Source organism: Mammaliicoccus sp. P-M59 (assembly GCF_022386135.1).
GTDB classification, from domain to species: Bacteria; Bacillota; Bacilli; order Staphylococcales; family Staphylococcaceae; genus Mammaliicoccus; species Mammaliicoccus sciuri_A.
Genome location: NZ_JAJNJJ010000005.1, coordinates 158447 through 178632 on the forward strand (window position 1 = coordinate 158447; position 20186 = coordinate 178632).

Genomic DNA, 20186 nt, shown 5'->3' on the forward strand with positions numbered 1-20186 from the left:
ATTAGTGGAGGTTATATTCATGTGGGAAAACAAATTTCAAAAAGAAGGCTTAACGTTCGATGATGTATTATTAGTACCAGCAAAATCAGAGGTATTACCAAGTGATGTAGACTTAAGCGTATCTCTTTCAAAAAATATTAAGTTAAATATTCCAATCATTTCAGCTGGTATGGATACAGTTACTGAAGCTAAAATGGCTATTGCTATGGCAAGACAAGGTGGCTTAGGTGTTATTCATAAGAACATGTCTATAGAACATCAAGCAGATGAAGTACAAAAAGTTAAACGTTCAGAAAATGGCGTTATTACAAACCCATTCTTCTTAACACCTGATGAGCAAGTGTACGCAGCAGAAGCATTGATGAGTAAATACCGTATTTCTGGTGTTCCAATCGTTAATAACGAAGAAGATATGGAACTTGTCGGTATTATTACAAACCGTGACTTAAGATTTATCGAAAACTTCTCAATTAAAATTTCTGATGTTATGACTAAAGAAGATTTAGTAACAGCACCAGTCGGCACAACGTTAGAACAAGCAGAAGAAATTTTACAAAAATATAAAATCGAAAAACTTCCATTAATTTCTGAAGAGGGTAAACTTAAAGGATTAATTACAATTAAAGATATTGAAAAAGTAATCGAATTCCCATATGCAGCAAAAGACAGTGAAGGACGTCTACTTGTTGCAGCAGCATTAGGTATTGCTAAAGATACACCAATTCGTGCTCAAAAATTAGTAGAAGCTGGCGCAGATGCACTTGTTATTGATACTGCACATGGTCACTCTAAAGGTGTATTAGATGTCGTTAAACATATTAGTGAATCATACCCAGAAGTTACAATTATCGCAGGTAACGTTGCTACAGGTGAAGGTACTAAAGCATTGTTTGAAGCGGGAGCAGACGTCGTTAAAGTTGGTATTGGACCTGGTTCAATCTGTACAACTCGTGTCGTTGCAGGTGTAGGTGTACCTCAAATTACAGCTATTTATGATTGTGCAACAGAAGCACGTAACTATGGTAAAGCAATTATTGCTGACGGTGGTATTAAATTCTCTGGTGATATCGCGAAAGCTTTAGCAGCAGGCGGAAACGCAGTTATGTTAGGTAGCTTACTTGCTGGTACAGAAGAAAGCCCTGGACAAACAGAAATCTTCCAAGGGCGTCAATATAAAGTTTATCGTGGTATGGGATCACTTGGTGCAATGGAACAAGGTTCTAAAGACCGTTACTTCCAAGAAGATACTGCAGCTAAGAAATTTGTACCAGAAGGCATTGAAGGTAGAATTGACTTTAAAGGCCCATTACAAGATACAATTTATCAATTAATTGGCGGTATTAAGAGCGGTATGGGTTACACAGGATCAGCTAACCTAGAACAATTAAGAGAAGAAGCTCAGTTTATTAGAATGACTGGCGCAGGCCTTAAAGAATCACATCCACATGATGTTCAAATTACTAAAGAAGCACCAAACTACTCATTTTAATTAAAGGAGAACTACAATTATGGAAATGGCTTTTGAACAAGAGTTAATTCTTGTATTGGATTTTGGTAGTCAATATAACCAATTGATTACACGTCGTATAAGAGAAATGGGCGTATATAGTGAGTTACACGACCATGAAATCTCAATCGAAGAAATTAAAAAAATGAATCCTAAAGGTATTATACTTTCAGGTGGACCAAATTCAGTATACGAAGAAGGATCATTCACAGTTGATCCTGAAATCTTTGAACTAGGTATTCCTGTTTTAGGTATTTGTTACGGTATGCAATTAATGACTAAATTATTAGGTGGTTCTGTAGAAAGAGCTAACGAACGTGAATACGGTAAAGCAACATTAAACGTTAAATCAGATGACGAGTTATTCTTCAGCTTACCTAATAGTCAAACAGTTTGGATGAGTCACAGTGACAAAGTAATCGATATTCCTGAGAACTTTGAAATCATTGCAGACAGCCCAAGCTGTCAAAATGCAGCAATTGAAGATAAATCAAGAAAATTATACGGTGTACAATTCCATCCAGAAGTAAGACACACTGAATACGGAAATGACTTATTAAGAAACTTCATTCGTCGTGTTTGTGAATGTACAGGAAACTGGACTATGGAGAACTTTGTTGAAATCGAAGTAGAAAAAATTAGAGAACAAGTTGGCGATCGTAAAGTATTATGTGCGATGAGTGGTGGCGTTGATTCATCAGTCGTAGCGGTATTACTTCATAAAGCAATTGGCGATCAATTAACTTGTATCTTCGTAGACCATGGTTTGCTTAGAAAAGGTGAAGGCGACATGGTAATGGAGAACTTTGGTGAAGGATTCAATATGAACATCATTAGAGTAGATGCCAAAGATCGTTTCATGAGTAAATTAGCTGGCGTTTCAGATCCTGAGAAAAAACGTAAAATTATCGGTAATGAATTTGTATACGTATTTGATGACGAAGCATCAAAATTAGAAGGCGTAGATTTCCTTGCACAAGGTACGCTGTATACAGATATCATTGAATCAGGTACAAAAACTGCACAAACAATTAAATCACACCATAACGTAGGTGGATTACCAGAAGACATGCAGTTCCAATTAATCGAACCAATTAATACACTATTTAAAGACGAAGTACGAGCACTAGGAATCGAATTAGGCATACCAGAACATTTAGTATGGCGCCAACCATTCCCAGGCCCAGGTTTAGGAATTCGTGTATTAGGTGAAATTACTGAAGAAAAATTAGAAATCGTAAGAGAATCAGACGCAATTCTAAGAGAAGTCGTGCGTGAAGAAGGTCTAGAAAGAGACATTTGGCAATACTTCACAGTATTACCAGATATCCGTTCAGTAGGTGTTATGGGAGACTACCGTACATATGACTACACAGTCGGCGTACGCGCAGTAACATCAATAGACGGCATGACAAGTGACTTCGCAAGAATTGACTGGGAAGTCTTACAAAAAGTATCAAGCCGTATCGTAAACGAAGTAGACCACGTAAACAGAGTGGTCTATGACATTACATCTAAGCCCCCAAGCACAATCGAGTGGGAATAGGATAATAGTAAATATTAAGGCTAGAAACACCGTAAATTTGGTGTTTCTAGCCTTTTTGATTATCATATTATAGAGCTGTTTAGATAGTATGGTGCAATAAATTATCCAAAACACTTCTTTCGTGTTATTCATTTGATATAATTGTATGGATAAATGACTATTAAATAAATGTTTGATTTAATATATATTTCAATATTATAGGAGAGATATTATGACTAAAGAAGATTCCTTTTTAGAGGCAATTGATCAATTATATAAAACATCTAGATTGTTAAATGAGTATGAAAGTAGACCAAGAAAATATGGAACTGAAGATGAGCTGTATATGGTAGAAGCGCACGTCATAAACCTTATTGGTGAAAAGAAGGTAGCGAATATAACGGATATTGCTCGGGAAATGAATAGAACGAAGAGTTCAGCATCTCAAAATATTACGAGGTTAGTAAAAAAGGGTATCGTCGAAAAATATAAAAGTGTGCATAGTTCTCGAGAAATAAACATAGTACTTACCAAAAAAGGATATGAAATTTTCCAGTATCATAAAAATTTAGACGACAAAGAATATCGCTCATATCTGAATAAATTGGATGCGTATAGTGCTCAAGATTTCGAAAATATCACACACTTTTTATCTTTAGTTAATGATAATATCACGCACTTATTAGATAAAGAAAAGTAGAATTTGAACTTACTCAAAAACTTTAACTAAATTAAACCATTCTAGACCGCCATGTTCTGAGTCAGAAAGTCCGTGATTGGTATAACCGTAATGCTCATAAAAAGAAATTAAAGATTCTTTGCAAGTTAATGTAATACCTTTACGGTTATGAGATTGAGCCGTTTGTTCAAGTTGATTAAGCAATTTACCAGCTAACCCTTGGTTTCTATAGTTCTCAGAAACTACAAGTCCTAGTATGGCTACATAACCACCAGAAGTTGGATTCGGTTGGTTTTTATCGAATAAATCATCCGTGATATACATATTATTGATAACAGGTCCGTTTATATATCCAGCAATTTCATTGTTATGTTCAGCAATGATAAAAGTATCGGGAATGTTATCTATTCTGTCTATTAGAGCGTTTTTTGTTGCTGCTTCTTCAGGCGTGAAACCTTTATTTTCGATTTTTAAAATTTCATCTAAATCATCTAATTGAACATTTCTAAAGTTATACATATTTAAGCTCCTTAATCATTTTATGTAAAATAGTTTAGCACCTTAACTATTTAGAGTCAATTATCAAAGTTTATAAAGCATTTCATATGTTTGTAATTTTTATTTTTGATATATTGGAATATATAGACAAGGAGGCGTTATGAATGTTCGTTGCACAAGCAATTTTTTCTACTAAAGATGAGGCATCTAAGGCTATATTAGATAATAAAGCTAGTCATGCTAAACAAGATTTTGAAGGCTTTGAGGGCTTTATTGATGCACAAGTTTGGAAGTCTGAAACGGGAAGCAAGTTAGAGTACGCGATTGTTTCTAAATGGAATGATAAGAAAGATTTTCAAGCTTGGATTTCTAGACCTTCTCATGTTGAAGAACATAAAAACATGAGTAAAGAAAAGAAAGAAAACGAAGAAGCGAAAGTTTCAAAAATCGAAAAGCAAATTAAAAAATACGAACTTGTAGATTAATAAGTAAGTTATTTTAATGAGCTTTATAAAATAAAAATCACGAGTGATTTTAGGTGGATGTACCTTTAGTCACTCGTGATTTTATTTAATTATAATAAAGCCTTGAATTGAATATTGGATGGTTCTTCAAAAGCATCATCAAAGCCGCGTGGGTGATGGTATTGTAATTTATCTTTATCTTGTGGGTAAGTATATTTACCGCCAACTTCCCATATGAAAGGATGGAATTGATATTGTAAACGATCTTTGCGCATCTTCCAAAGTTCTAAAATTTCATCTGTAGATGCCATGAAATTAGACCAAATATCATAGTGTACTGGAATAATAACTTTTGCGTTTAAGTTTTCTGCCATACGTAATAGATCGATAGATGTCATTTTATCTTGGATGCCTACTGGATTGTCACCATAGTTATTGAGTGCAACATCAATTTTAAAGTCTTTACCATGCTTTGCGAAGTAATTTGAAAAGTGTGAGTCAGCGCCATGATAAATTGTGCCACCTGGTGTTTCAAATACATAGTTGACTGCTTTACGAGCCATTTCTTCATCAGTTACAGGAAGTCCTTTTAAATTGTTATCATTCTCTTCGCTTCCTTCAACTGGCAACGTAACAAGACAAGTTCTATCGAAAGATTCTACCGCTGTTACTTTAACATCTTTAAATTCGAAGCTTTCACCTGGTTTGATTGTAATAATACGGTCTTCAGCAACGCCCCATTCTTTCCAAATACGAGCACATTCATGTGGACCTACAAATTTAACATGGTCTAATTTCGGATTATTGACGATTGCTGCTGCTGTATTAATATCAATATGGTCACTGTGGAAATGAGAAACTAAGTAGTAATCTAATTCATTTATCGCAAATGGATCAATGACCATTGGTTGTACACGAAGGTTTGGTTGTAATTTACGAACGCCTGCCATATTTGCCATTTGATGTCCCCAAACCATATCTTTAACTTTCTTGGTAGATTTTCCTCGGCTAGACCATAAATCCATGACGATATTTGCACCTTCTGGCGTTTTGATCCAGACACCACAGTTGCCTAACCACCACATCGCAAAATTGCCTTCTTTAACGACTTCGTTTTCTATTTCTTCATTTAGCCAAGTTCCCCATTCTGGAAAGGTAGATAGAATCCATGACTCTCTTGTTATATCTTTAACATGCTTCATTATTAAATCTCCTTATAAATTTATTCTTTTTTGCGTAAGTTAAAATTTAGAAGTTTTTAGTATCTAGGTATTGTATTAATTCTTTGAGAAATAATTTTTCAATTTGATTTCGTAAGTTATATTGCTCATTTTCGTCTGTTATATAGTGCTTCAATATTAAATCAAGTTGATTAGAAAAGTTATATAAATCTTTTTCATTACTTGAATGTAAATAAGAAACGATACGTATAATATCTTCATTTGTGAGTATTGGATTTACGAATATTACAGGAATATCCGTTTCGATGGCATCACTTGTAGAAATGATCATATTTGAATTTAAAATTTCTTTGATGCTATCGAATTCTTCTAGTGTAAATACGGTATCAATGTATGCATTAGAAATATAGGATTGGCATTGTTTTAAGAAAAACTTTCTAATACCAATGCCTTCATCACATATAAGCGTGATTTTTTTAATAGGTGTTTCAGTACTACGATTATTATGAATTGCACCACCAAGATGTACAGCTATATAAGCGATATCATCATCCGTCATGTGTATTAACCAAGCTTGTTCAAGTAATGGAATACAGCGTTTTGTAATCATGAATAAATGGTTGAATGTTTCTTTAATATTATTTGTGAATTGTGTATCTGAAGGTATGTCGTAAGTCTTCTGGTACAGTAAAGATTTACAGTGTGTTAAGAGTTGATCAAGCAATGTATTACGATTTGAAAACTTTATATGATACTCATGTTCAAAAAGTGATAAGAATAAATCTAAAGTCTTGCGCATATCATCATAGTCATGACTAGCGTTATGAATATCGCTATCTTTACGAAAAGATAAAAGTAAAAGCGCTATAATATTTTTGGCCATTTGATCAAACGAAACATTGAATTCAGATTCTAAAAAAGAAACAAGTTTTTCAGATACTTCATATTCGATTCGTTCTTGGACAAGTAAAAAATCTTTTTGTATCGCTTCATAATTATAAGCAGTTATTTTACTGTTATGAGAACTCAGCAACAAATAGGGTAGTGTTTGTAACATGAATTCACGATCTTTTTGGTTAAGTATTTTGCCTAAATCATGGCTCATTTCTTTTAATAATGTCTTTAAAAAATTTGTCTTTTCTAAAGAATAGTAATGGCTAAAGCTTGTATGAGATAAAAGTTTCTCGTGAATCAAAGATTTATAAGCTTCTGATGATGATTTATGAATTTGGTACAGTATTTTATATATAAATTGAATTTTAGATAACGGATGGCATTCAATGTAATACCCTTCAGATTTTGTCACACGTAAATGAATATTAAATTGTTCAATTTCTATAAGTTCTCGAATATTATTGAGATCGTTAAGAATTGTATTTCGTGATACATCAACAAGTTTCATAAGCTTGTTAATCGTGATGAATTCACTAGAAATACAAATGTATATAATGATTAACCATTTACGTTCTTCTATACTCATAACGTAATGTGTTGTATCGGATTTATTTAGTAATTGTATACAGGCACGCTTTTGATCATCATTCAATAAAATGCCTATACGCGGGTAATTGATAATTTTCTTTGTATCATCTGGTAATGCATGATTTATTTTTTTAAGGTGATAGTATATTTTACGTCTAGATTGAGAAAGATGTTTTGATATTTCTGTGATTGTTTTGGGTTGTTCTATTTGAATTAAGTAGTCTAGCAAATCACAACTTGTTTTATCTAGATTAAGCATCATAAACTATCACCTTCATTTATTGATTATTTTGTATTCTATCGTTGTCCATAATAAGCGTTAGCGCCATGTTTTCTTAAATAGTGTTTATCCATAATGTAACTAGGTGCATTTTCTACTGATGGGTTAATTTGTTTAGTATATCTATTCATCTTAGCGACTTCTTCAAGGACTACAGAATGATAGATAGCTTGTGAAGCGTCTTTGCCCCATGTAAAAGGACCATGGTTACTTACGATAACTCCAGGGATAGACGTTGGGTCTAATTGTCGCTCTTTAAAAGTTTCGATAATGACTTTCCCAGTTTCTTTTTCATAGGCATCTGCAACTTCATTGTATGTCAATGAGCGCGTGCATGGTATAGGACCATAAAAATAATCTGCATGAGTTGTGCCTAAGAAGGGGATGTCTAAACCAGATTGTGCCCATCCAACTGCTTCTGTTGAATGTGTATGAACAATCCCACCAATTTCTGGCCATGCTTTATATAATTCAAGATGTGTTTGAAGGTCAGAAGAAGGATTTAATGTTCCTTCCAAGACATTCCCATCAAGATCTGTTACGACCATATTTTCTGGTGTGAGTTTGTCGTAATCAACGCCAGAAGGTTTAATGACGACAATTCCCAAATCACGGTTAATTTCTGATGCATTCCCCCATGTGAATTTAACAAGGTTATATTTAGGGAGTTGTATATTCGCTTGATATACATTTTCACGCATTTGTGTTAATTTTTCTGACATACTATTTTAACCCCGCTTTCTCAATTAATGGATAGAGAAAAGATTGTGCAGTCTTTATAGCATGTTGTGTTTCTTCTACTGTTTTACAATTTTCTGACCACATTTCAATTAAGAATGGTCCGTTATAATGAATATCCTTTAATATTTTAAAGAATTTTTCCCATTCTACACAACCTTCTCCGAATGGCACATCTCTGAACTGTCCACTTGACTGTTCAGTTACGGCATAAGTGTCTTTTAAGTGTATAGAAGCAATAGATTGTCGCCCATTATAAAATTCATCTGAAATGTTATTATTCCATGCAGATATATTACCTATGTCTGGATAAACATATAAAAATGGTGATTTAATTTCTTGCTCAATAGCTAAGTATTTTTCTATTGAATTAATGTATGGATCATCCATTGTTTCGATTGAGAGAATGACTTGTGCTTCTTCTGCCCACGTGCAAGCTTGTCGAAGGTTCTTTATAAAACGTTTATGCGTATCTGTAGATTTCTCCTCATAATAAACATCATATCCAGCTAATTGAATATTTCGTATACCAATATCTTGTGCAAATTCTATACACTTTTTCATTAAATCCATAGATTTTTCTTCAGTGTGTGGATCATTCGAACCCATTGGAAAACGTCTATGACCACTGAAAGTAATAGTAGGTATACGCATACCAGTTTCGAAAATGGCATTTACAAGTTCCAGTCTTTGTTCTTTAGACCAATCTAACCTTGCTAATCGAGCATCAGATTCATCAATTGATAGTTCGACAAAATCAAAACCGAGGTCTTTAGCGAATGTAAGTTTCTCTAACCATGTGTAATGTTTAGGCAATGCCTTTTCATAAATACCAATTGGACGAGACATATGCTTACCCCCAAATACGCTTGATTTCATCTTTGAATTCACGTGCAGCTGATTCAGGATTATCTGCCTCTGTAATACCACGACCAGCAATAAATACATAAACATCTATACCTTTAAAGAGTTTAAGTGTTTCTACTGATAAGCCACCTGTAACAGAAACGCGGAAGCCCATATCGATTAGTTTTTTTACTTTCGTGAGGTCTTTTTCTCCCCAACTTTCCCCATCTAAAAGTGCGTCACGTGATTGATGATATATTGCCTGGGAAATACCAATGTCCAGCCATTGTTGTGCTTGTTCAAAAGTCCAATCACCATATAATTCAACTTGTATTTCTCCTGTTTCACCACGTTCTTCTTTAATAGCTTTAAGTGCAGCTTTCATTGTCGGGATAGTTGCTGAACATATACAAGTCATCCAATCAGCGCCTTTTGAAGCATTATTCGCTGCTACTGTACCCCCTGCATCTGCACATTTAGTGTCAGCTACAATAGTTTTGTTTGGAAATAGTTTGCTTAGTATTTCTACTAGTTCACTTCCTACTTGTAAAAGGCAAACCGTTCCTGCTTCAATGATGTCGACTTCATTTCCAACGAGTGAAGCGGCTTTAACTGCATCAGACATCGTTGAATGATCTAATGCTACTTGTAATTTAGGTAGTCTATTTGTCATTTATTATCCTACTTTCTACTTAAAATAATATTGTTTAGAATCAATAGATTTTAAAGTTCGAGTCCCTCAAGGTAAGGACTGTCTTTAGTTTCATCAATCAGAGAAAGGACATCATCTTTAGTTTTGCAAGAATTTAAACGCGTTATTGAATCTTTCAAATCGAAAAGTGCAACAATTTGTGGTATCGCAACTGAATTATGAATTTTAGAACTTGTTGCAGCTAATGTCACAAGAATGCTGACTTCTTTTCCGTCTGAAAATTGTACGGGTTCTTTAAGGGTGATTAATGAGAATGAATCTCTTAATACACCTGCTTCAGGACGTGCATGAGGCATAGCCATTCCGGGCATTAAAATATAATATGGACCATATTGCTCTGTTGACTCAATAATGGCATCGTAATATTCAGGTTTAACAGCGCCACTATCAATCAATGGTTGAACTGATAGTTGCACTGCTTCTTTCCAATCTTTAGCAATCAAACCTAACTGAATTGAATCGTTATCGATTAAAGCTTGTTTTAAATTCATAAGTTTTGTTCTCCTAACTAAAAATTATTTTAAGGCCTGTTCTAATTTAGCTTTGATTTCGTTATCATCCATTAAATTATCTAAACCGATGAGTTTCCCGTTTGTACAACCTTCCATTTCTTTAATCAAATGATTAGAAACAATGACGATATCATAATTTCTAGCTATACCTTTAGCTTCTCCAACTGAGCAAGATGCAGATTCAACATTAGGTACATTTAATTGTCTTAATGCATTTTCAACTTTCATTTTGATAACCATTGAAGAACCCATTCCGTTTCCACATGCTGTAAGTACTTTAACCATAAAAAATTCCTCCTAATATAAATGAAATGTTAATAATCAATTATTATTTATTAATCTTGATGAACACCTAAATAATAAGCTTCTTTATTTTTAGCGCGTCTGAACTGTAATTGAGGGATAAGCAAGAAGAATAAACAAACTAAAATGTAACCAATTATGCCTAAGTATTTAAATAAATATGCAAATGGTACCCATGGAATTTCTAAGTCGATGTTTCCATGATATCCACCTGAAAGGCTGAGTAATAATACTGCTACAGCGCCAACCGTAACTTGTATGACCCCTGAAATGAATGCTAAGATCATTGCTGCTCTCCAACCACCACGTTTGTCTGCGAACACAGCTATAGCAGCGTTATCGAAGAACACAGGCACGAATCCAGTAATAATAAGTACTGGGTTTTTGAATACGATTAATAATACGATCGTAATTAATTGTCCGATTAAACCACTCACGAAACCGAATAAAACAGCATTTGGAGAACCAAAACCAAATGAAGCTGCTACGTCAACTGCAGGGAATGAACCTGGAAGCAATTTGTTAGAAATACCTTGGAAGGCATTTGTTAATTCTCCAACGAACATTCTTACACCTTGCATTAACATAAATAAGTAAACAGAGAACGTGAATGCTGTTTGAATAACGAACATAAAGAATGATTGTTTTTCTGGAACATATAAATTACCACTTGTGATAACTTTAGCGTTTGATAAAATATCTGGACCTAAAATGAATAAAATAGCACCGAAGAAAATTAACATTAAAGTTGCTGATGCAACGACAGTGTCATGGAAGATATTTAAAAATGTAGGCAATTTTAAGTTGTCTAAATTTTCATCTTTATTACCAAGTTTTGGTGCGACTTTATCTGTAAACCAGATAGCAAATTGTTGTTGGTGACCAATTGCAAACCCACCATTGTTTGTTAAACGTTGAGTAGGTTCAACCGTTAAATTTGAACTTACTGCCCAATACAAACCACATATTGTACCAATACCAAAAGTAGCAAGTAATGGATTTTCACGGAATGTTGGGATTAATAAAATCATTACCGTAATTGTTGCAGCTTGTTGAACCATGATATGTCCGGTAATAAATAACGTTCTGACTTTTGTAATTTTACGTAATGCTACTAAAAAGATATTTACAAAAAATCCTACTAAAAGTGCAGATGTTGCGATACCTACAAACTCTGGAAAGTCGTTAGCGATTTTGTCATTAGCTGCAGTTAATCCAAAGTATGGATCGATAACAGCAGCACCAATGTTAAATTTGAAGTTAAGCGCTGTTAAGATAGGACGGAAAGTTGTAACTAATCCTCCAGCAGCAACGTCTAAAATCATGTAACCAACTGTTGCTTTTACAAATCCAGCAAAAACATCATAGTAAGGTTTTTTAAGTAATGCATATCCAAGCATTACTAATAAACCAACGAAGAAAGCTGGCTTTTGTAAGATGTTTTGAGAAAACCAATTTAGTATTGTTAGAATAAAATCCATATTTAACCTCCATATTATAAATTTTTAGTTCTATATATCTTTATGGATATTTTATAAATTAATACGCTTTCATAAAAGAACAATTTCTACACATAGGAGTGTACAAATATAGGCTGTTTAAAGAATTAAAATGAATTTTTACCACATTTTTACTGGGAATTTTTGTATAATAAAAGAGAACTTAAGTATATATAAATACATTCCTAAGTTATAATTTGAACCGTTTATTAGGAGGGAGTGGCGATTAAAAAGTTACTAGTATTATTATGTATATTTATCGTAGTTGTGGTCTGTGTGATGTTGTTTATATCAAATAGAACTGATAGTGATCATGATGTTCGGAATTTCATTTCTAAAAATGGAACAGAAGGTGAATATTTAATTTATCCTGTTAAGAACGCTAAGGGGATATTAGTGTGGTTACATGGTGATGGTGCTTATGAGTTTCATCATCCTGATTCAGAAGTCTATTTAGCTGGTAAAAATGGCATCCGACAAGTTGCTAAAGAAAAAGGGTTAACTTTAGTTGTACCGAAGTCTGTTAACGATGAAGAGCAATGGTGGAAGAATGGAGAAGCCAATGTGCAATATTTAGTTGAATTGATTGCTTCTTTACCAAATCATGAAAAACTATGGATAGGTAGCTTTTCGGGCGGTGCAGAAACAACAGCATATTGGATGTTAGATAAATTACCAGAACTAAATGTTCAATCAGGTGGCGCAATAATGTTTGGAGGAGGAGGCTCTCCAAAGAAAGAAGGAATTGTCTCTCATCTGGAAAAGTCACAACATGTTAAAGGATCATTTCCGTTAACATGGATTGTTGGAGAAAATGATCACGTAGGTGGAAAAACTGAAGATGACCCATTTGATGCTTTCGTTACAAGTAAAGAAGGGGAAGCATTCTACGCTCAAGAAGGTTGGGAAACAAAGAGGGTTGTCTTAAAACATTACAGCCACGTATTGGCAAATGGAGAAGTCGGGCTGTATGGGAAATATTTAAGAGAATATATTCAGTGAAATTTGTTAGATTATATTATCACTTGAAATTATATATGTGTGTTGTATCATGAAAGTGAATAATTACACTCGAGGAATTTTAATATAAATTTGAGGGGGTGATAATTATAAAGCTAGGGTTTGGAAATTGTCATATTTGCGTAGATTGAATGTTTAAACGAGAAGTTATCGCAAGTAAGTACTCAAAATTTAAGGAGTGATTGATTATGCGTAAAGTAAGTAAAGTACTTTCAGCAACGGTCGTCTTATCAACTCTTGTAGTAGGGTCTTCAGCGGTGCCTATCACAAATAGTAGTTCAGATGTTCAAGCAGCAGAAAAAGTTCAAGAATGGGGTCATGGTGAAGGTGGAAGTGGTGTTAGTACAGAAAGTACTTCAAATACACAATCACAAATACCATGGTATAACTATGAAGGCTATACAACATATGATCCAACATTTACATTAGATTATAATTTTGTTCGCGCAATGAAATATGATAATTTTACGCTCAATGGCTATAAAGCAAATCCAAAAGCTAACCAAAATCATGCTTATACATTAGATTCTTATGGTTCTCAAATAGATTTTAATGAGAAAGATCAAGTTATCCAAATGGAATTCAATACTAAACCACACGCAGTCACTAAAGCACAGTTTAAAAAAGCGCACGCATCAAATGATAGTACAGCAGAAGGAAAATCCGAAGATGGTGGTACATTCATACCTTATAATACAAATAACGGCGCTTATAAAGCCTACTTTGATAAAGATGGTTATTTAACACATATCCGTATTGGCCAATAGTGTTTGATGATGTGACTGATTATATATAAAGAATAGACAATCCTCTAAACTTTTGGTTTAGAGGATTGTTTTAATATGTTCAATTTCTGGTTCTTCTAGTTCGTGGGCGCCGTCGAGTAGTTCGAATTGAACGTTTTTAAATAATGGTTTGAGTTGTTCTGATAGTGCTTTTACTTTACCGGGTATTGTTAAATAATCATTTGAACCTGTCGTGATAATGACGGATGTTTCTTTATAAGTTTCCGTAATATGATAGTCGAGGTCTGATGGGTGCAGCAATAAGATTTGGTCAACTTTAATAAGGTGTTGTTCCAGTAATCCTAATATGAAATTCGCACCGTTTGAATAACCTAAAAATATGACTTTTTCATAATCGTGTTCTTCGATAAATGTATTCCAAAAATCTATAAAAGATTTGGCTTGTTCTTCGAAGTCATGTCGGTCTAATGTGTTGTTATGAAGCGGTGCAAAGAAACGTCTTTCTTGTCCTTCGCCAACACTACCTTGTAAGCCTAAAATGTTAGCTTCAGGGTTTAATATACTTGAAAAAGGAAGAAGTTGGTATTGATTGCCACCTGTTCCATGAAAAAGTACAATTAAAGTATTGTTATTGGGATTTTCTTGTAAGAAATATTCCATTCTATCTCCTCCATAAATGTGAAAGGGCTGTTGTTTATGAATCACAATTCGATTATACATCATGTATCTATTATAAATCATGATGCAGAAGAATCATTTAATTTTTATCGTAATATATTAGGTCTTAATTTACTAATGAAGACTGTTAATCAAGAGAACTATGAAATGTATCATGTTTTCTTTGCGGATAAATATGGGCGACCAGGTACAGAAGTGACACTTTTTGAAATGAAAGAAGGTAAAGATAATCAGTTTGGTGCTAATGCATTTGATCGATTACTTTTTAAAGTGCCTTCTGTAGAATCGTTGAAATATTGGGAAGCACGGTTTGATGAATATGAAGTATGCCATTACGGCATTGAAGTTTACACTGACCGCAGTCTAATTCGCTTTGAAGGACCGGATAATACGCCACTCGGTTTAATCGTTATTTCTGATCAAGAAGATGTCCATCAATTTAATACAGATGAACAAAGTACCGTGCCAGTAGAGTATCAAATACTTGGTCTAGATTCTATACATGCACGTGTCAGATATCCTAAAGCAAGTATAGAACATTTCCAATCATTATATAATTGGACATCAGCAGGTCAGCAGACATTCTTTGATACAGATTTAAATGTAGAGATTTTGCATAATCGTAATCAAGATATGTATCATGAAATACATTTTATTTATGACACATTTAATCCACTTGAAGATCAAGGGTTTGGTGGAATACATCACGTTGCTATTTCAGCTGAAGACGAAAGTGAATTGCAAGAAATTGAAACAGCTTTAGATAAATTAAATATGGTCCATTCACCAATTAAAAATCGAGGATTCTTTAAATCCATTTACTATAGAGATCCGAATCAACTGCTATTTGAAGTTGCGACTTTAAAGCTTAATATGAAAGAAATTACCTTTGAAGACAAAGCATTTCAAGACATCCCGTTATACTTACCAGAACATTTAGAAGAGAAGCGCGGATATATAGAAAAGCAATTACAAAAATAGAATTGAGCAAAATAAGGAATCATTAATATTAGAAGTGTTTGAAATATGATATGTATAACCATATAATATAATTAACATTGAAAATTATATTTGAGGGTTGATATTTATGGACATATTCACTAAAATTTTTGTAGAAAAACCATTTCAAGTTTTCCTTTGCATTCTTATTCCATGGTTATTGCTAGTGATCATACTGTGGGATGAGCCAAACACAAAATCAACAGTATTAAAATTTAGTATAGTAGTGATACCACAATGGGTATTTATCTTTAATACTATGTCAAAAAACTTAGATAAAGAACTTAATGAAATAATTAAGAAGCATAATATTTCGAAAGAGAAATTGTTTCAAATAACAAGATTAACAAACTATGAATTAACAGAAAACGAAGGTCAATTTAAGTTTCATGTTTCACCAAGAAGAAAGAAAAAGTATTTAAATATGTTGAAAGAATATTATGAGTGAATAATAAAACCAGCAAAAATCACAAGCGATTTGTGAATCTTTGCTGGTTCTTTTTTGTGGAATAAATCAAGTGTAGGCGCACGAAGACTTTGAGATATCGTGCGCTAAGGCATAAAATCAGGGCATATCGCACGAAGACTTTGAGATATCGTGCGCAAGGGCATAAAATCAGGGTGTAACGCACGAAGACTTCGAGATATCGTGCGCAAGGGTATAAAATCAGGGCATATCGCACGAAGACTCTGTAATACTTATTTATTCTCTATACAATATGACTGTATTTTTATAATTTTATCTTCTCTAAATATGTATATGTCACATGCATCTATCTTGTTTATTTGAATACCTTCTTTATAAAAATAACCAGTACCTATAACGACAATTTGGTGGTCACTTTTAATAGTATCGTGAATTTCAAATTGCGTTGTTACGGTTTCAAAATAATGTGAGACTTGTGTGCAATAATTTGCAACTTCTTCATAACCTTTCAATACTGTATCGCCAACAATATGCCATTCAATATCTTGATCTAAATAAGCATTACATTTATCAAAATGTCCTGTAGAAAAACTTTCGGCAACTGACGAATTAGACAATGAAGTTCACCTCATTTTAGATAAATTATAACAACGCGCGTGTAAAATAACAATTTGGAGGTGGGATATTGTCAAAATTGTTACAATATTTTATAATAATTACAAATATTAACATTATCGTTATGTGAAAGGGGCGATCAACATGCAATTTGTAATCACATTAATCGCTGCATTAATAGTTGGTCTGTATATGTATAAGAAGAAAGTTCCTGTTAATGCTAAGAGCTTATTTTTTATGGTTGTATTTGGAATATTTATGCATGCATTATCAGATTTTATTGCTGGATTTATAGAAGGTATTCAAAGCTCCATGAACAGTAGATAACATAATATGTTAAAGAAGCTTACACAGTTTTTTAAAGTGTAAGCTTCTTTTTATAAATCCCTTCATATCAACGATGCAAAATATCTTTGGCAAAGTTTTTTCTGGATTTTTAATGCAATGACAACGATGTTTGATACACTGTTTTTGAATCTTTTATTAAGGTGATGACAAGGAGGACATCGATATGAATTTAAGTAAGCAAATTATTCATTTAAGAAAAGAATATAACTTATCTCAAGAAGATCTAGCTGAAAAAGTCTTTGTGAGTAGACAGTCTATTTCTAATTGGGAAAGGGGTAAGAGTTACCCCGATATTGAATCTTTATTGCTACTAAGTAATATATTTGATGTCTCCTTAGATCATTTAGTAAAAGGAGATGTAAACATGATGAAAAGAGAAATGGATAGAAAAGTATTTGATAAGTGGTCGTGGTTAATGATGATCTTTATGGGACTTGCTGCTATTCTACTTATACCGAGTATGATGTTAATGGGCATGTATGGATTGGTTGTACCTTTTGTTCTTTGGTTAATCGGTATGTACTTTGCTTATAAAGTAGATAAATTTAAAGAAGTCCATAATATTAAAGCATATAGTCAAATTATGGACTATATGAATGGTAAAGATGTAAAAACAATTCGTGAAAGAACAAAGAAAGATAAATTTAAAGATAGAGTCGTTGCTATTGTAACGCCAATTATATTCGCGCTTATCGCATTTATAGTTGCTTATTATGGAATGAAATTAATAGATTAGTCAAAAATAATGCCAAATCACATGTTGCTCATGTGGTTTGGCTTTTTTTTACTAATTTAAGTTTAAAGTTTGTTCTATTTCATCGGTCTTTGATTTAAAATCAAATGCATCTTTTGATAATGGTTGTCCTGTTTCGGCTAATTTTTTTACACTTTGTATTTGAAAATACCAGCCTGTAAAATCATTCGCAATGGTTTCAAAAGTGAATGGTAAAGATTCTTTAAATGTTAACGTTACAGTGTCCCCATTTTCTTCTAATGAAAAATCTACATGACCTTGGTCCCAGTCATATCCAATATGATCGTTTGGATGATACTCTGTAATCTTCGCATATTCATATTCATTATTACCGAGGTCGAAGATTAATTGACTACCTGCTCGTTCTTCTTCAAAAGATAATTCAGGAAACCACTGTTTAATACCTTCAGTCGTTCCTAAAAGTTTGAATACATGTGACTTATGAGAATGTATGGATATATCAATCGTTTGATGAGCGTGCGTTTCGTCAGTTCTGTAATTTACGTTCATTCTAATCCCCCTTATTGTTAGTTGTACTTAATATACCAATAATTTAGCTAAATATAAAAAAATTTATAGCATAGTATAATTTAGTACCTTGCAATGTATAATAGTGTGTGTTATATTTTCATCAAGAGCTATTATACATTGTATAGTACTGGGTTAAGTGGAGGAAAAAATATGAATATACAATTTAAAAAAGGCGCACTCGAATTTATTGTATTGCTTATTATTAAAGGCGAAGATCAATACGGTTATTCATTAATTCAAAAAATCACACCTAGAATCACGATTTCTGAAGGAACGGTTTATCCTTTGTTAAGACGTCTCGTAAAAGAAGCATATTTAACAACATATTATGAGCCATCTACTGAAGGACCAGCTAGAAAGTATTATAAGATCACAGATTCAGGTAATGAGCGATTAGAGCAGTTGTTAAAAGAATGGCAAAGTTTCACAGAAGCGGTGAATTTGTTTTTAGAGGAGAGTGAAAGTAATGAGTAAGAAAGAATACTTAAATTTGTTAAATAAGTATTTAAAGAATATATCTGAAGAAGATAAACAAGATATTCTAGCTGAATATGAAACGCACTTTATAAGTGGTGTTGAAGATGGACAAACAGAAGAGAATATTGCTAAAGAACTTGGTCATCCGAGAGATATTGCCAAGGAAATAAATGCAACTTTAGCGATAGATAGAGCAGAATCTCATCATAAAGTAGGTAACGTGTGGCAAGCGATTATATCTGTAATGGGACTAGGTTTATTGAATTTCTTTGTTATTTTAATTCCTTTTGTCATTATGATTTCGGTGCTATTTAGTTTTATGGCGACAACACTATCTTTACTCGTTACGCCAGCGATGTTGGTTGTAAAGGGAGTTTATAATGGCTTTGATGCAGTCCATCAATTAGATGTATATATTGTGTTAGCCAGCTTTGGTTTAGGGCTCGTGCTATTTGTGGTTACTTACTTATTAACAAAATGGTCATATCAATTAACGGTTAAATATTTACGTTGGAATATTTCTATCGTGAAAGGGAGTGCTAAATCATGAAGAAATTATTATGGATATTATTTAGTGTAGGACTTATTCTATTTATAGTATTTGGTACATTGACATTTGCTGTCGGGAAAAAAGAAGCAGATAATATGAAACGAGAAACAATCTTAAATAAGACTTATCAAGAAAAAATTAAACATATAAATGTTAACGCATCAGATGCTGCTGTAACAATCAAAAAAGGCGATCAATTTAAAGTGACATCTGTAGGGAATAAAGATGAATTTGATATAACTTCTAAAGTAGAAGACGAAACATTAAACGTCAATTTAAAAGAACAAAATTTGATGATTAATTTTAATTTCTTTAAGAATGCATATAATGAAATTGAAATTACAGTACCTAAAAATCTTGAACAACTGGATATAAAGACAGACACAGCTAAAATTAATATGCACGATATTAAAGCTGATAACACTTCATTAGTTGTAGATACGGGCATGATAAACATTGATGGTTCGGATTTAGGGAATTTTGAAGCATATTCAGATACAGGAAAAATTTTAACTAATAAGACAAACTTTAAGAATGGTAAAATTCAAAGTGATACAGGTACCGTTAGATTAAATGATGCACCAGCTGATACACCATTAGACATTGAAACGGATACAGGGTCTGTGACATTGGTTTATAATAAAACGTTGAAAAATACGTTACTAGATATTGAACAAGATGTAGGTAATACACAAATTAACCGCACTGAATTAAAGAACAAAAAAGTAGGTTCAGGAGAAAATGTAGTCAAAATTAGAACCGATGTTGGTTCTGTTCAAATAGATTAATAACAAAACGCTAACGAGTCGAGCTCG

25 protein-coding genes are annotated in these 20186 nt (G+C 33.1%); 13 read left to right on the forward strand and 12 right to left on the reverse strand.

Annotated features, from left to right (window positions below; genetic code table 11):
* The first annotated feature begins 19 nt into the window (after window positions 1-19).
* The 3 genes from guaB (at window position 20) to LQ617_RS09485 (ending at window position 3732) form a co-directional block, all read left to right on the forward strand.
* Window positions 20-1489, forward strand: a complete 1470-nt coding sequence (gene guaB / locus LQ617_RS09475; RefSeq protein ID WP_037589421.1) for an IMP dehydrogenase — start codon at window positions 20-22, stop codon at window positions 1487-1489.
* A 19-nt stretch (window positions 1490-1508) separates the two neighbouring features.
* Window positions 1509-3053, forward strand: a complete 1545-nt coding sequence (gene guaA, locus LQ617_RS09480) for a glutamine-hydrolyzing GMP synthase (RefSeq protein WP_037589419.1) — start codon at window positions 1509-1511, stop codon at window positions 3051-3053.
* Window positions 3054-3264: 211 nt separating this feature from the next.
* Complete coding sequence (locus LQ617_RS09485; RefSeq protein WP_239740210.1) at window positions 3265-3732, forward strand: MarR family winged helix-turn-helix transcriptional regulator; 468 nt, start codon at window positions 3265-3267, stop codon at window positions 3730-3732.
* 9 nt (window positions 3733-3741) lie between these two features.
* Here the strand turns inward: LQ617_RS09485 and LQ617_RS09490 are convergent, their stop codons facing one another.
* Window positions 3742-4230: a GNAT family N-acetyltransferase gene (locus LQ617_RS09490; protein WP_239740211.1), complete on the reverse strand. Its 489-nt coding sequence runs from the start codon at window positions 4228-4230 to the stop codon at window positions 3742-3744.
* Between the two features lie 143 nt (window positions 4231-4373).
* Here LQ617_RS09490 and LQ617_RS09495 point away from each other — a divergent pair, with 143 nt between their 5' ends.
* Window positions 4374-4694 (forward strand): antibiotic biosynthesis monooxygenase family protein, encoded by a 321-nt coding sequence (locus tag LQ617_RS09495; RefSeq protein ID WP_037589416.1) that lies wholly within the window; start codon window positions 4374-4376, stop codon window positions 4692-4694.
* An 89-nt stretch (window positions 4695-4783) separates the two neighbouring features.
* Here the strand turns inward: LQ617_RS09495 and ulaG are convergent, their stop codons facing one another.
* Genes ulaG through LQ617_RS09535 form a run of 8 tightly spaced genes read right to left on the reverse strand, consistent with a single transcriptional unit; the run spans window position 4784 to window position 12208 of the window.
* Window positions 4784-5875 (reverse strand): L-ascorbate 6-phosphate lactonase, encoded by a 1092-nt coding sequence (gene ulaG, locus LQ617_RS09500; protein WP_204257263.1) that lies wholly within the window; start codon window positions 5873-5875, stop codon window positions 4784-4786.
* A 46-nt stretch (window positions 5876-5921) separates the two neighbouring features.
* Complete coding sequence (locus LQ617_RS09505; protein ID WP_239740212.1) at window positions 5922-7598, reverse strand: BglG family transcription antiterminator; 1677 nt, start codon at window positions 7596-7598, stop codon at window positions 5922-5924.
* Between the two features lie 35 nt (window positions 7599-7633).
* Window positions 7634-8338 (reverse strand): L-ribulose-5-phosphate 4-epimerase, encoded by a 705-nt coding sequence (locus LQ617_RS09510; RefSeq protein ID WP_239740213.1) that lies wholly within the window; start codon window positions 8336-8338, stop codon window positions 7634-7636.
* Window position 8339: 1 nt separating this feature from the next.
* Window positions 8340-9203, reverse strand: coding sequence for an L-ribulose-5-phosphate 3-epimerase (locus tag LQ617_RS09515; RefSeq protein ID WP_239740214.1), 864 nt, complete (start codon window positions 9201-9203; stop codon window positions 8340-8342).
* Between the two features lie 4 nt (window positions 9204-9207).
* Window positions 9208-9873 (reverse strand): 3-keto-L-gulonate-6-phosphate decarboxylase UlaD, encoded by a 666-nt coding sequence (locus LQ617_RS09520; protein ID WP_037589407.1) that lies wholly within the window; start codon window positions 9871-9873, stop codon window positions 9208-9210.
* A 50-nt stretch (window positions 9874-9923) separates the two neighbouring features.
* Window positions 9924-10403 carry a PTS sugar transporter subunit IIA gene (locus LQ617_RS09525; RefSeq protein ID WP_037589406.1) on the reverse strand — a complete coding sequence of 160 codons (480 nt, stop codon included), beginning with the start codon at window positions 10401-10403 and terminating at the stop codon, window positions 9924-9926.
* A gap of 24 nt (window positions 10404-10427) precedes the next feature.
* A complete protein-coding gene (locus LQ617_RS09530; protein ID WP_239740215.1) occupies window positions 10428-10709 on the reverse strand; it encodes a PTS sugar transporter subunit IIB in 282 nt (93 codons plus the stop codon).
* A gap of 50 nt (window positions 10710-10759) precedes the next feature.
* Complete coding sequence (locus LQ617_RS09535) at window positions 10760-12208, reverse strand: PTS ascorbate transporter subunit IIC (RefSeq protein ID WP_239740216.1); 1449 nt, start codon at window positions 12206-12208, stop codon at window positions 10760-10762.
* A 237-nt stretch (window positions 12209-12445) separates the two neighbouring features.
* On the opposite strand from LQ617_RS09535, the gene LQ617_RS09540 reads away from it, so the two are divergent.
* Both LQ617_RS09540 and isaB read left to right on the forward strand, forming a co-directional pair.
* Entirely contained in the window at window positions 12446-13228 is a 783-nt protein-coding gene (locus LQ617_RS09540) for a hypothetical protein (protein WP_239740217.1), read from the forward strand.
* 206 nt (window positions 13229-13434) lie between these two features.
* Window positions 13435-14013 carry an immunodominant staphylococcal antigen IsaB family protein gene (gene isaB, locus LQ617_RS09545; RefSeq protein ID WP_196307837.1) on the forward strand — a complete coding sequence of 193 codons (579 nt, stop codon included), beginning with the start codon at window positions 13435-13437 and terminating at the stop codon, window positions 14011-14013.
* A 57-nt stretch (window positions 14014-14070) separates the two neighbouring features.
* Here the strand turns inward: isaB and LQ617_RS09550 are convergent, their stop codons facing one another.
* Window positions 14071-14652 carry an alpha/beta hydrolase gene (locus LQ617_RS09550; RefSeq protein WP_239740218.1) on the reverse strand — a complete coding sequence of 194 codons (582 nt, stop codon included), beginning with the start codon at window positions 14650-14652 and terminating at the stop codon, window positions 14071-14073.
* Window positions 14653-14688: 36 nt separating this feature from the next.
* Between LQ617_RS09550 and LQ617_RS09555 the strand changes: the two genes are divergently transcribed.
* Together LQ617_RS09555 and LQ617_RS09560 are read left to right on the forward strand one after the other, a co-directional pair.
* The gene (locus LQ617_RS09555; RefSeq protein WP_037589398.1) at window positions 14689-15651 is read left to right on the forward strand and encodes a VOC family protein; all 963 of its coding nucleotides are present in this window, start codon (window positions 14689-14691) and stop codon (window positions 15649-15651) included.
* 277 nt (window positions 15652-15928) lie between these two features.
* Window positions 15929-16117 carry a hypothetical protein gene (locus LQ617_RS09560; protein ID WP_191092302.1) on the forward strand — a complete coding sequence of 63 codons (189 nt, stop codon included), beginning with the start codon at window positions 15929-15931 and terminating at the stop codon, window positions 16115-16117.
* A 251-nt stretch (window positions 16118-16368) separates the two neighbouring features.
* Here LQ617_RS09560 and LQ617_RS09565 read toward each other — a convergent pair whose 3' ends face one another.
* A complete protein-coding gene (locus tag LQ617_RS09565) occupies window positions 16369-16713 on the reverse strand; it encodes a nuclear transport factor 2 family protein (RefSeq protein ID WP_239740219.1) in 345 nt (114 codons plus the stop codon).
* Between the two features lie 142 nt (window positions 16714-16855).
* On the opposite strand from LQ617_RS09565, the gene LQ617_RS09570 reads away from it, so the two are divergent.
* Window positions 16856-17038, forward strand: a complete 183-nt coding sequence (locus tag LQ617_RS09570; protein WP_239740220.1) for a hypothetical protein — start codon at window positions 16856-16858, stop codon at window positions 17036-17038.
* 184 nt (window positions 17039-17222) lie between these two features.
* Window positions 17223-17795, forward strand: a complete 573-nt coding sequence (locus tag LQ617_RS09575; RefSeq protein WP_239740221.1) for a helix-turn-helix domain-containing protein — start codon at window positions 17223-17225, stop codon at window positions 17793-17795.
* Between the two features lie 51 nt (window positions 17796-17846).
* On the opposite strand, the gene LQ617_RS09580 is transcribed toward LQ617_RS09575, so the two are convergent.
* Window positions 17847-18323, reverse strand: a complete 477-nt coding sequence (locus LQ617_RS09580; RefSeq protein WP_239740222.1) for an SRPBCC domain-containing protein — start codon at window positions 18321-18323, stop codon at window positions 17847-17849.
* A 171-nt stretch (window positions 18324-18494) separates the two neighbouring features.
* Between LQ617_RS09580 and LQ617_RS09585 the strand changes: the two genes are divergently transcribed.
* From LQ617_RS09585 to LQ617_RS09595, 3 genes are read left to right on the forward strand one after another with little or no spacing between them, the layout of a single operon-like run.
* A complete protein-coding gene (locus LQ617_RS09585; protein ID WP_204255233.1) occupies window positions 18495-18818 on the forward strand; it encodes a PadR family transcriptional regulator in 324 nt (107 codons plus the stop codon).
* A complete protein-coding gene (locus LQ617_RS09590) occupies window positions 18811-19371 on the forward strand; it encodes a DUF1700 domain-containing protein (protein ID WP_206181145.1) in 561 nt (186 codons plus the stop codon). The genes LQ617_RS09585 and LQ617_RS09590 overlap by 8 nt, the downstream gene beginning before the upstream one ends.
* Window positions 19368-20159: a DUF4097 family beta strand repeat-containing protein gene (locus tag LQ617_RS09595; protein ID WP_239740223.1), complete on the forward strand. Its 792-nt coding sequence runs from the start codon at window positions 19368-19370 to the stop codon at window positions 20157-20159. Before LQ617_RS09590 ends, LQ617_RS09595 begins: the two co-directional genes overlap by 4 nt.
* Window positions 20160-20186 lie beyond the last annotated feature (27 nt).

Coding starts and splice junctions, on each gene's coding strand:
- guaB (WP_037589421.1), top strand. CDS start 20: ATGTGGGAAAACAAATTTCAAAAAGAAGGCTTAACGTTCGATGATGTA.
- guaA (WP_037589419.1), top strand. CDS start 1,509: ATGGAAATGGCTTTTGAACAAGAGTTAATTCTTGTATTGGATTTTGGT.
- LQ617_RS09485 (WP_239740210.1), top strand. CDS start 3,265: ATGACTAAAGAAGATTCCTTTTTAGAGGCAATTGATCAATTATATAAA.
- LQ617_RS09490 (WP_239740211.1), bottom strand. CDS start 4,230: ATGTATAACTTTAGAAATGTTCAATTAGATGATTTAGATGAAATTTTA.
- LQ617_RS09495 (WP_037589416.1), top strand. CDS start 4,374: ATGTTCGTTGCACAAGCAATTTTTTCTACTAAAGATGAGGCATCTAAG.
- ulaG (WP_204257263.1), bottom strand. CDS start 5,875: ATGAAGCATGTTAAAGATATAACAAGAGAGTCATGGATTCTATCTACC.
- LQ617_RS09505 (WP_239740212.1), bottom strand. CDS start 7,598: ATGATGCTTAATCTAGATAAAACAAGTTGTGATTTGCTAGACTACTTA.
- LQ617_RS09510 (WP_239740213.1), bottom strand. CDS start 8,338: ATGTCAGAAAAATTAACACAAATGCGTGAAAATGTATATCAAGCGAAT.
- LQ617_RS09515 (WP_239740214.1), bottom strand. CDS start 9,203: ATGTCTCGTCCAATTGGTATTTATGAAAAGGCATTGCCTAAACATTAC.
- LQ617_RS09520 (WP_037589407.1), bottom strand. CDS start 9,873: ATGACAAATAGACTACCTAAATTACAAGTAGCATTAGATCATTCAACG.
- LQ617_RS09525 (WP_037589406.1), bottom strand. CDS start 10,403: ATGAATTTAAAACAAGCTTTAATCGATAACGATTCAATTCAGTTAGGT.
- LQ617_RS09530 (WP_239740215.1), bottom strand. CDS start 10,709: ATGGTTAAAGTACTTACAGCATGTGGAAACGGAATGGGTTCTTCAATG.
- LQ617_RS09535 (WP_239740216.1), bottom strand. CDS start 12,208: ATGGATTTTATTCTAACAATACTAAATTGGTTTTCTCAAAACATCTTA.
- isaB (WP_196307837.1), top strand. CDS start 13,435: ATGCGTAAAGTAAGTAAAGTACTTTCAGCAACGGTCGTCTTATCAACT.
- LQ617_RS09550 (WP_239740218.1), bottom strand. CDS start 14,652: ATGGAATATTTCTTACAAGAAAATCCCAATAACAATACTTTAATTGTA.
- LQ617_RS09555 (WP_037589398.1), top strand. CDS start 14,689: ATGAATCACAATTCGATTATACATCATGTATCTATTATAAATCATGAT.
- LQ617_RS09560 (WP_191092302.1), top strand. CDS start 15,929: ATGTCAAAAAACTTAGATAAAGAACTTAATGAAATAATTAAGAAGCAT.
- LQ617_RS09570 (WP_239740220.1), top strand. CDS start 16,856: ATGCAATTTGTAATCACATTAATCGCTGCATTAATAGTTGGTCTGTAT.
- LQ617_RS09575 (WP_239740221.1), top strand. CDS start 17,223: ATGAATTTAAGTAAGCAAATTATTCATTTAAGAAAAGAATATAACTTA.
- LQ617_RS09580 (WP_239740222.1), bottom strand. CDS start 18,323: ATGAACGTAAATTACAGAACTGACGAAACGCACGCTCATCAAACGATT.
- LQ617_RS09585 (WP_204255233.1), top strand. CDS start 18,495: ATGAATATACAATTTAAAAAAGGCGCACTCGAATTTATTGTATTGCTT.
- LQ617_RS09590 (WP_206181145.1), top strand. CDS start 18,811: ATGAGTAAGAAAGAATACTTAAATTTGTTAAATAAGTATTTAAAGAAT.
- LQ617_RS09595 (WP_239740223.1), top strand. CDS start 19,368: ATGAAGAAATTATTATGGATATTATTTAGTGTAGGACTTATTCTATTT.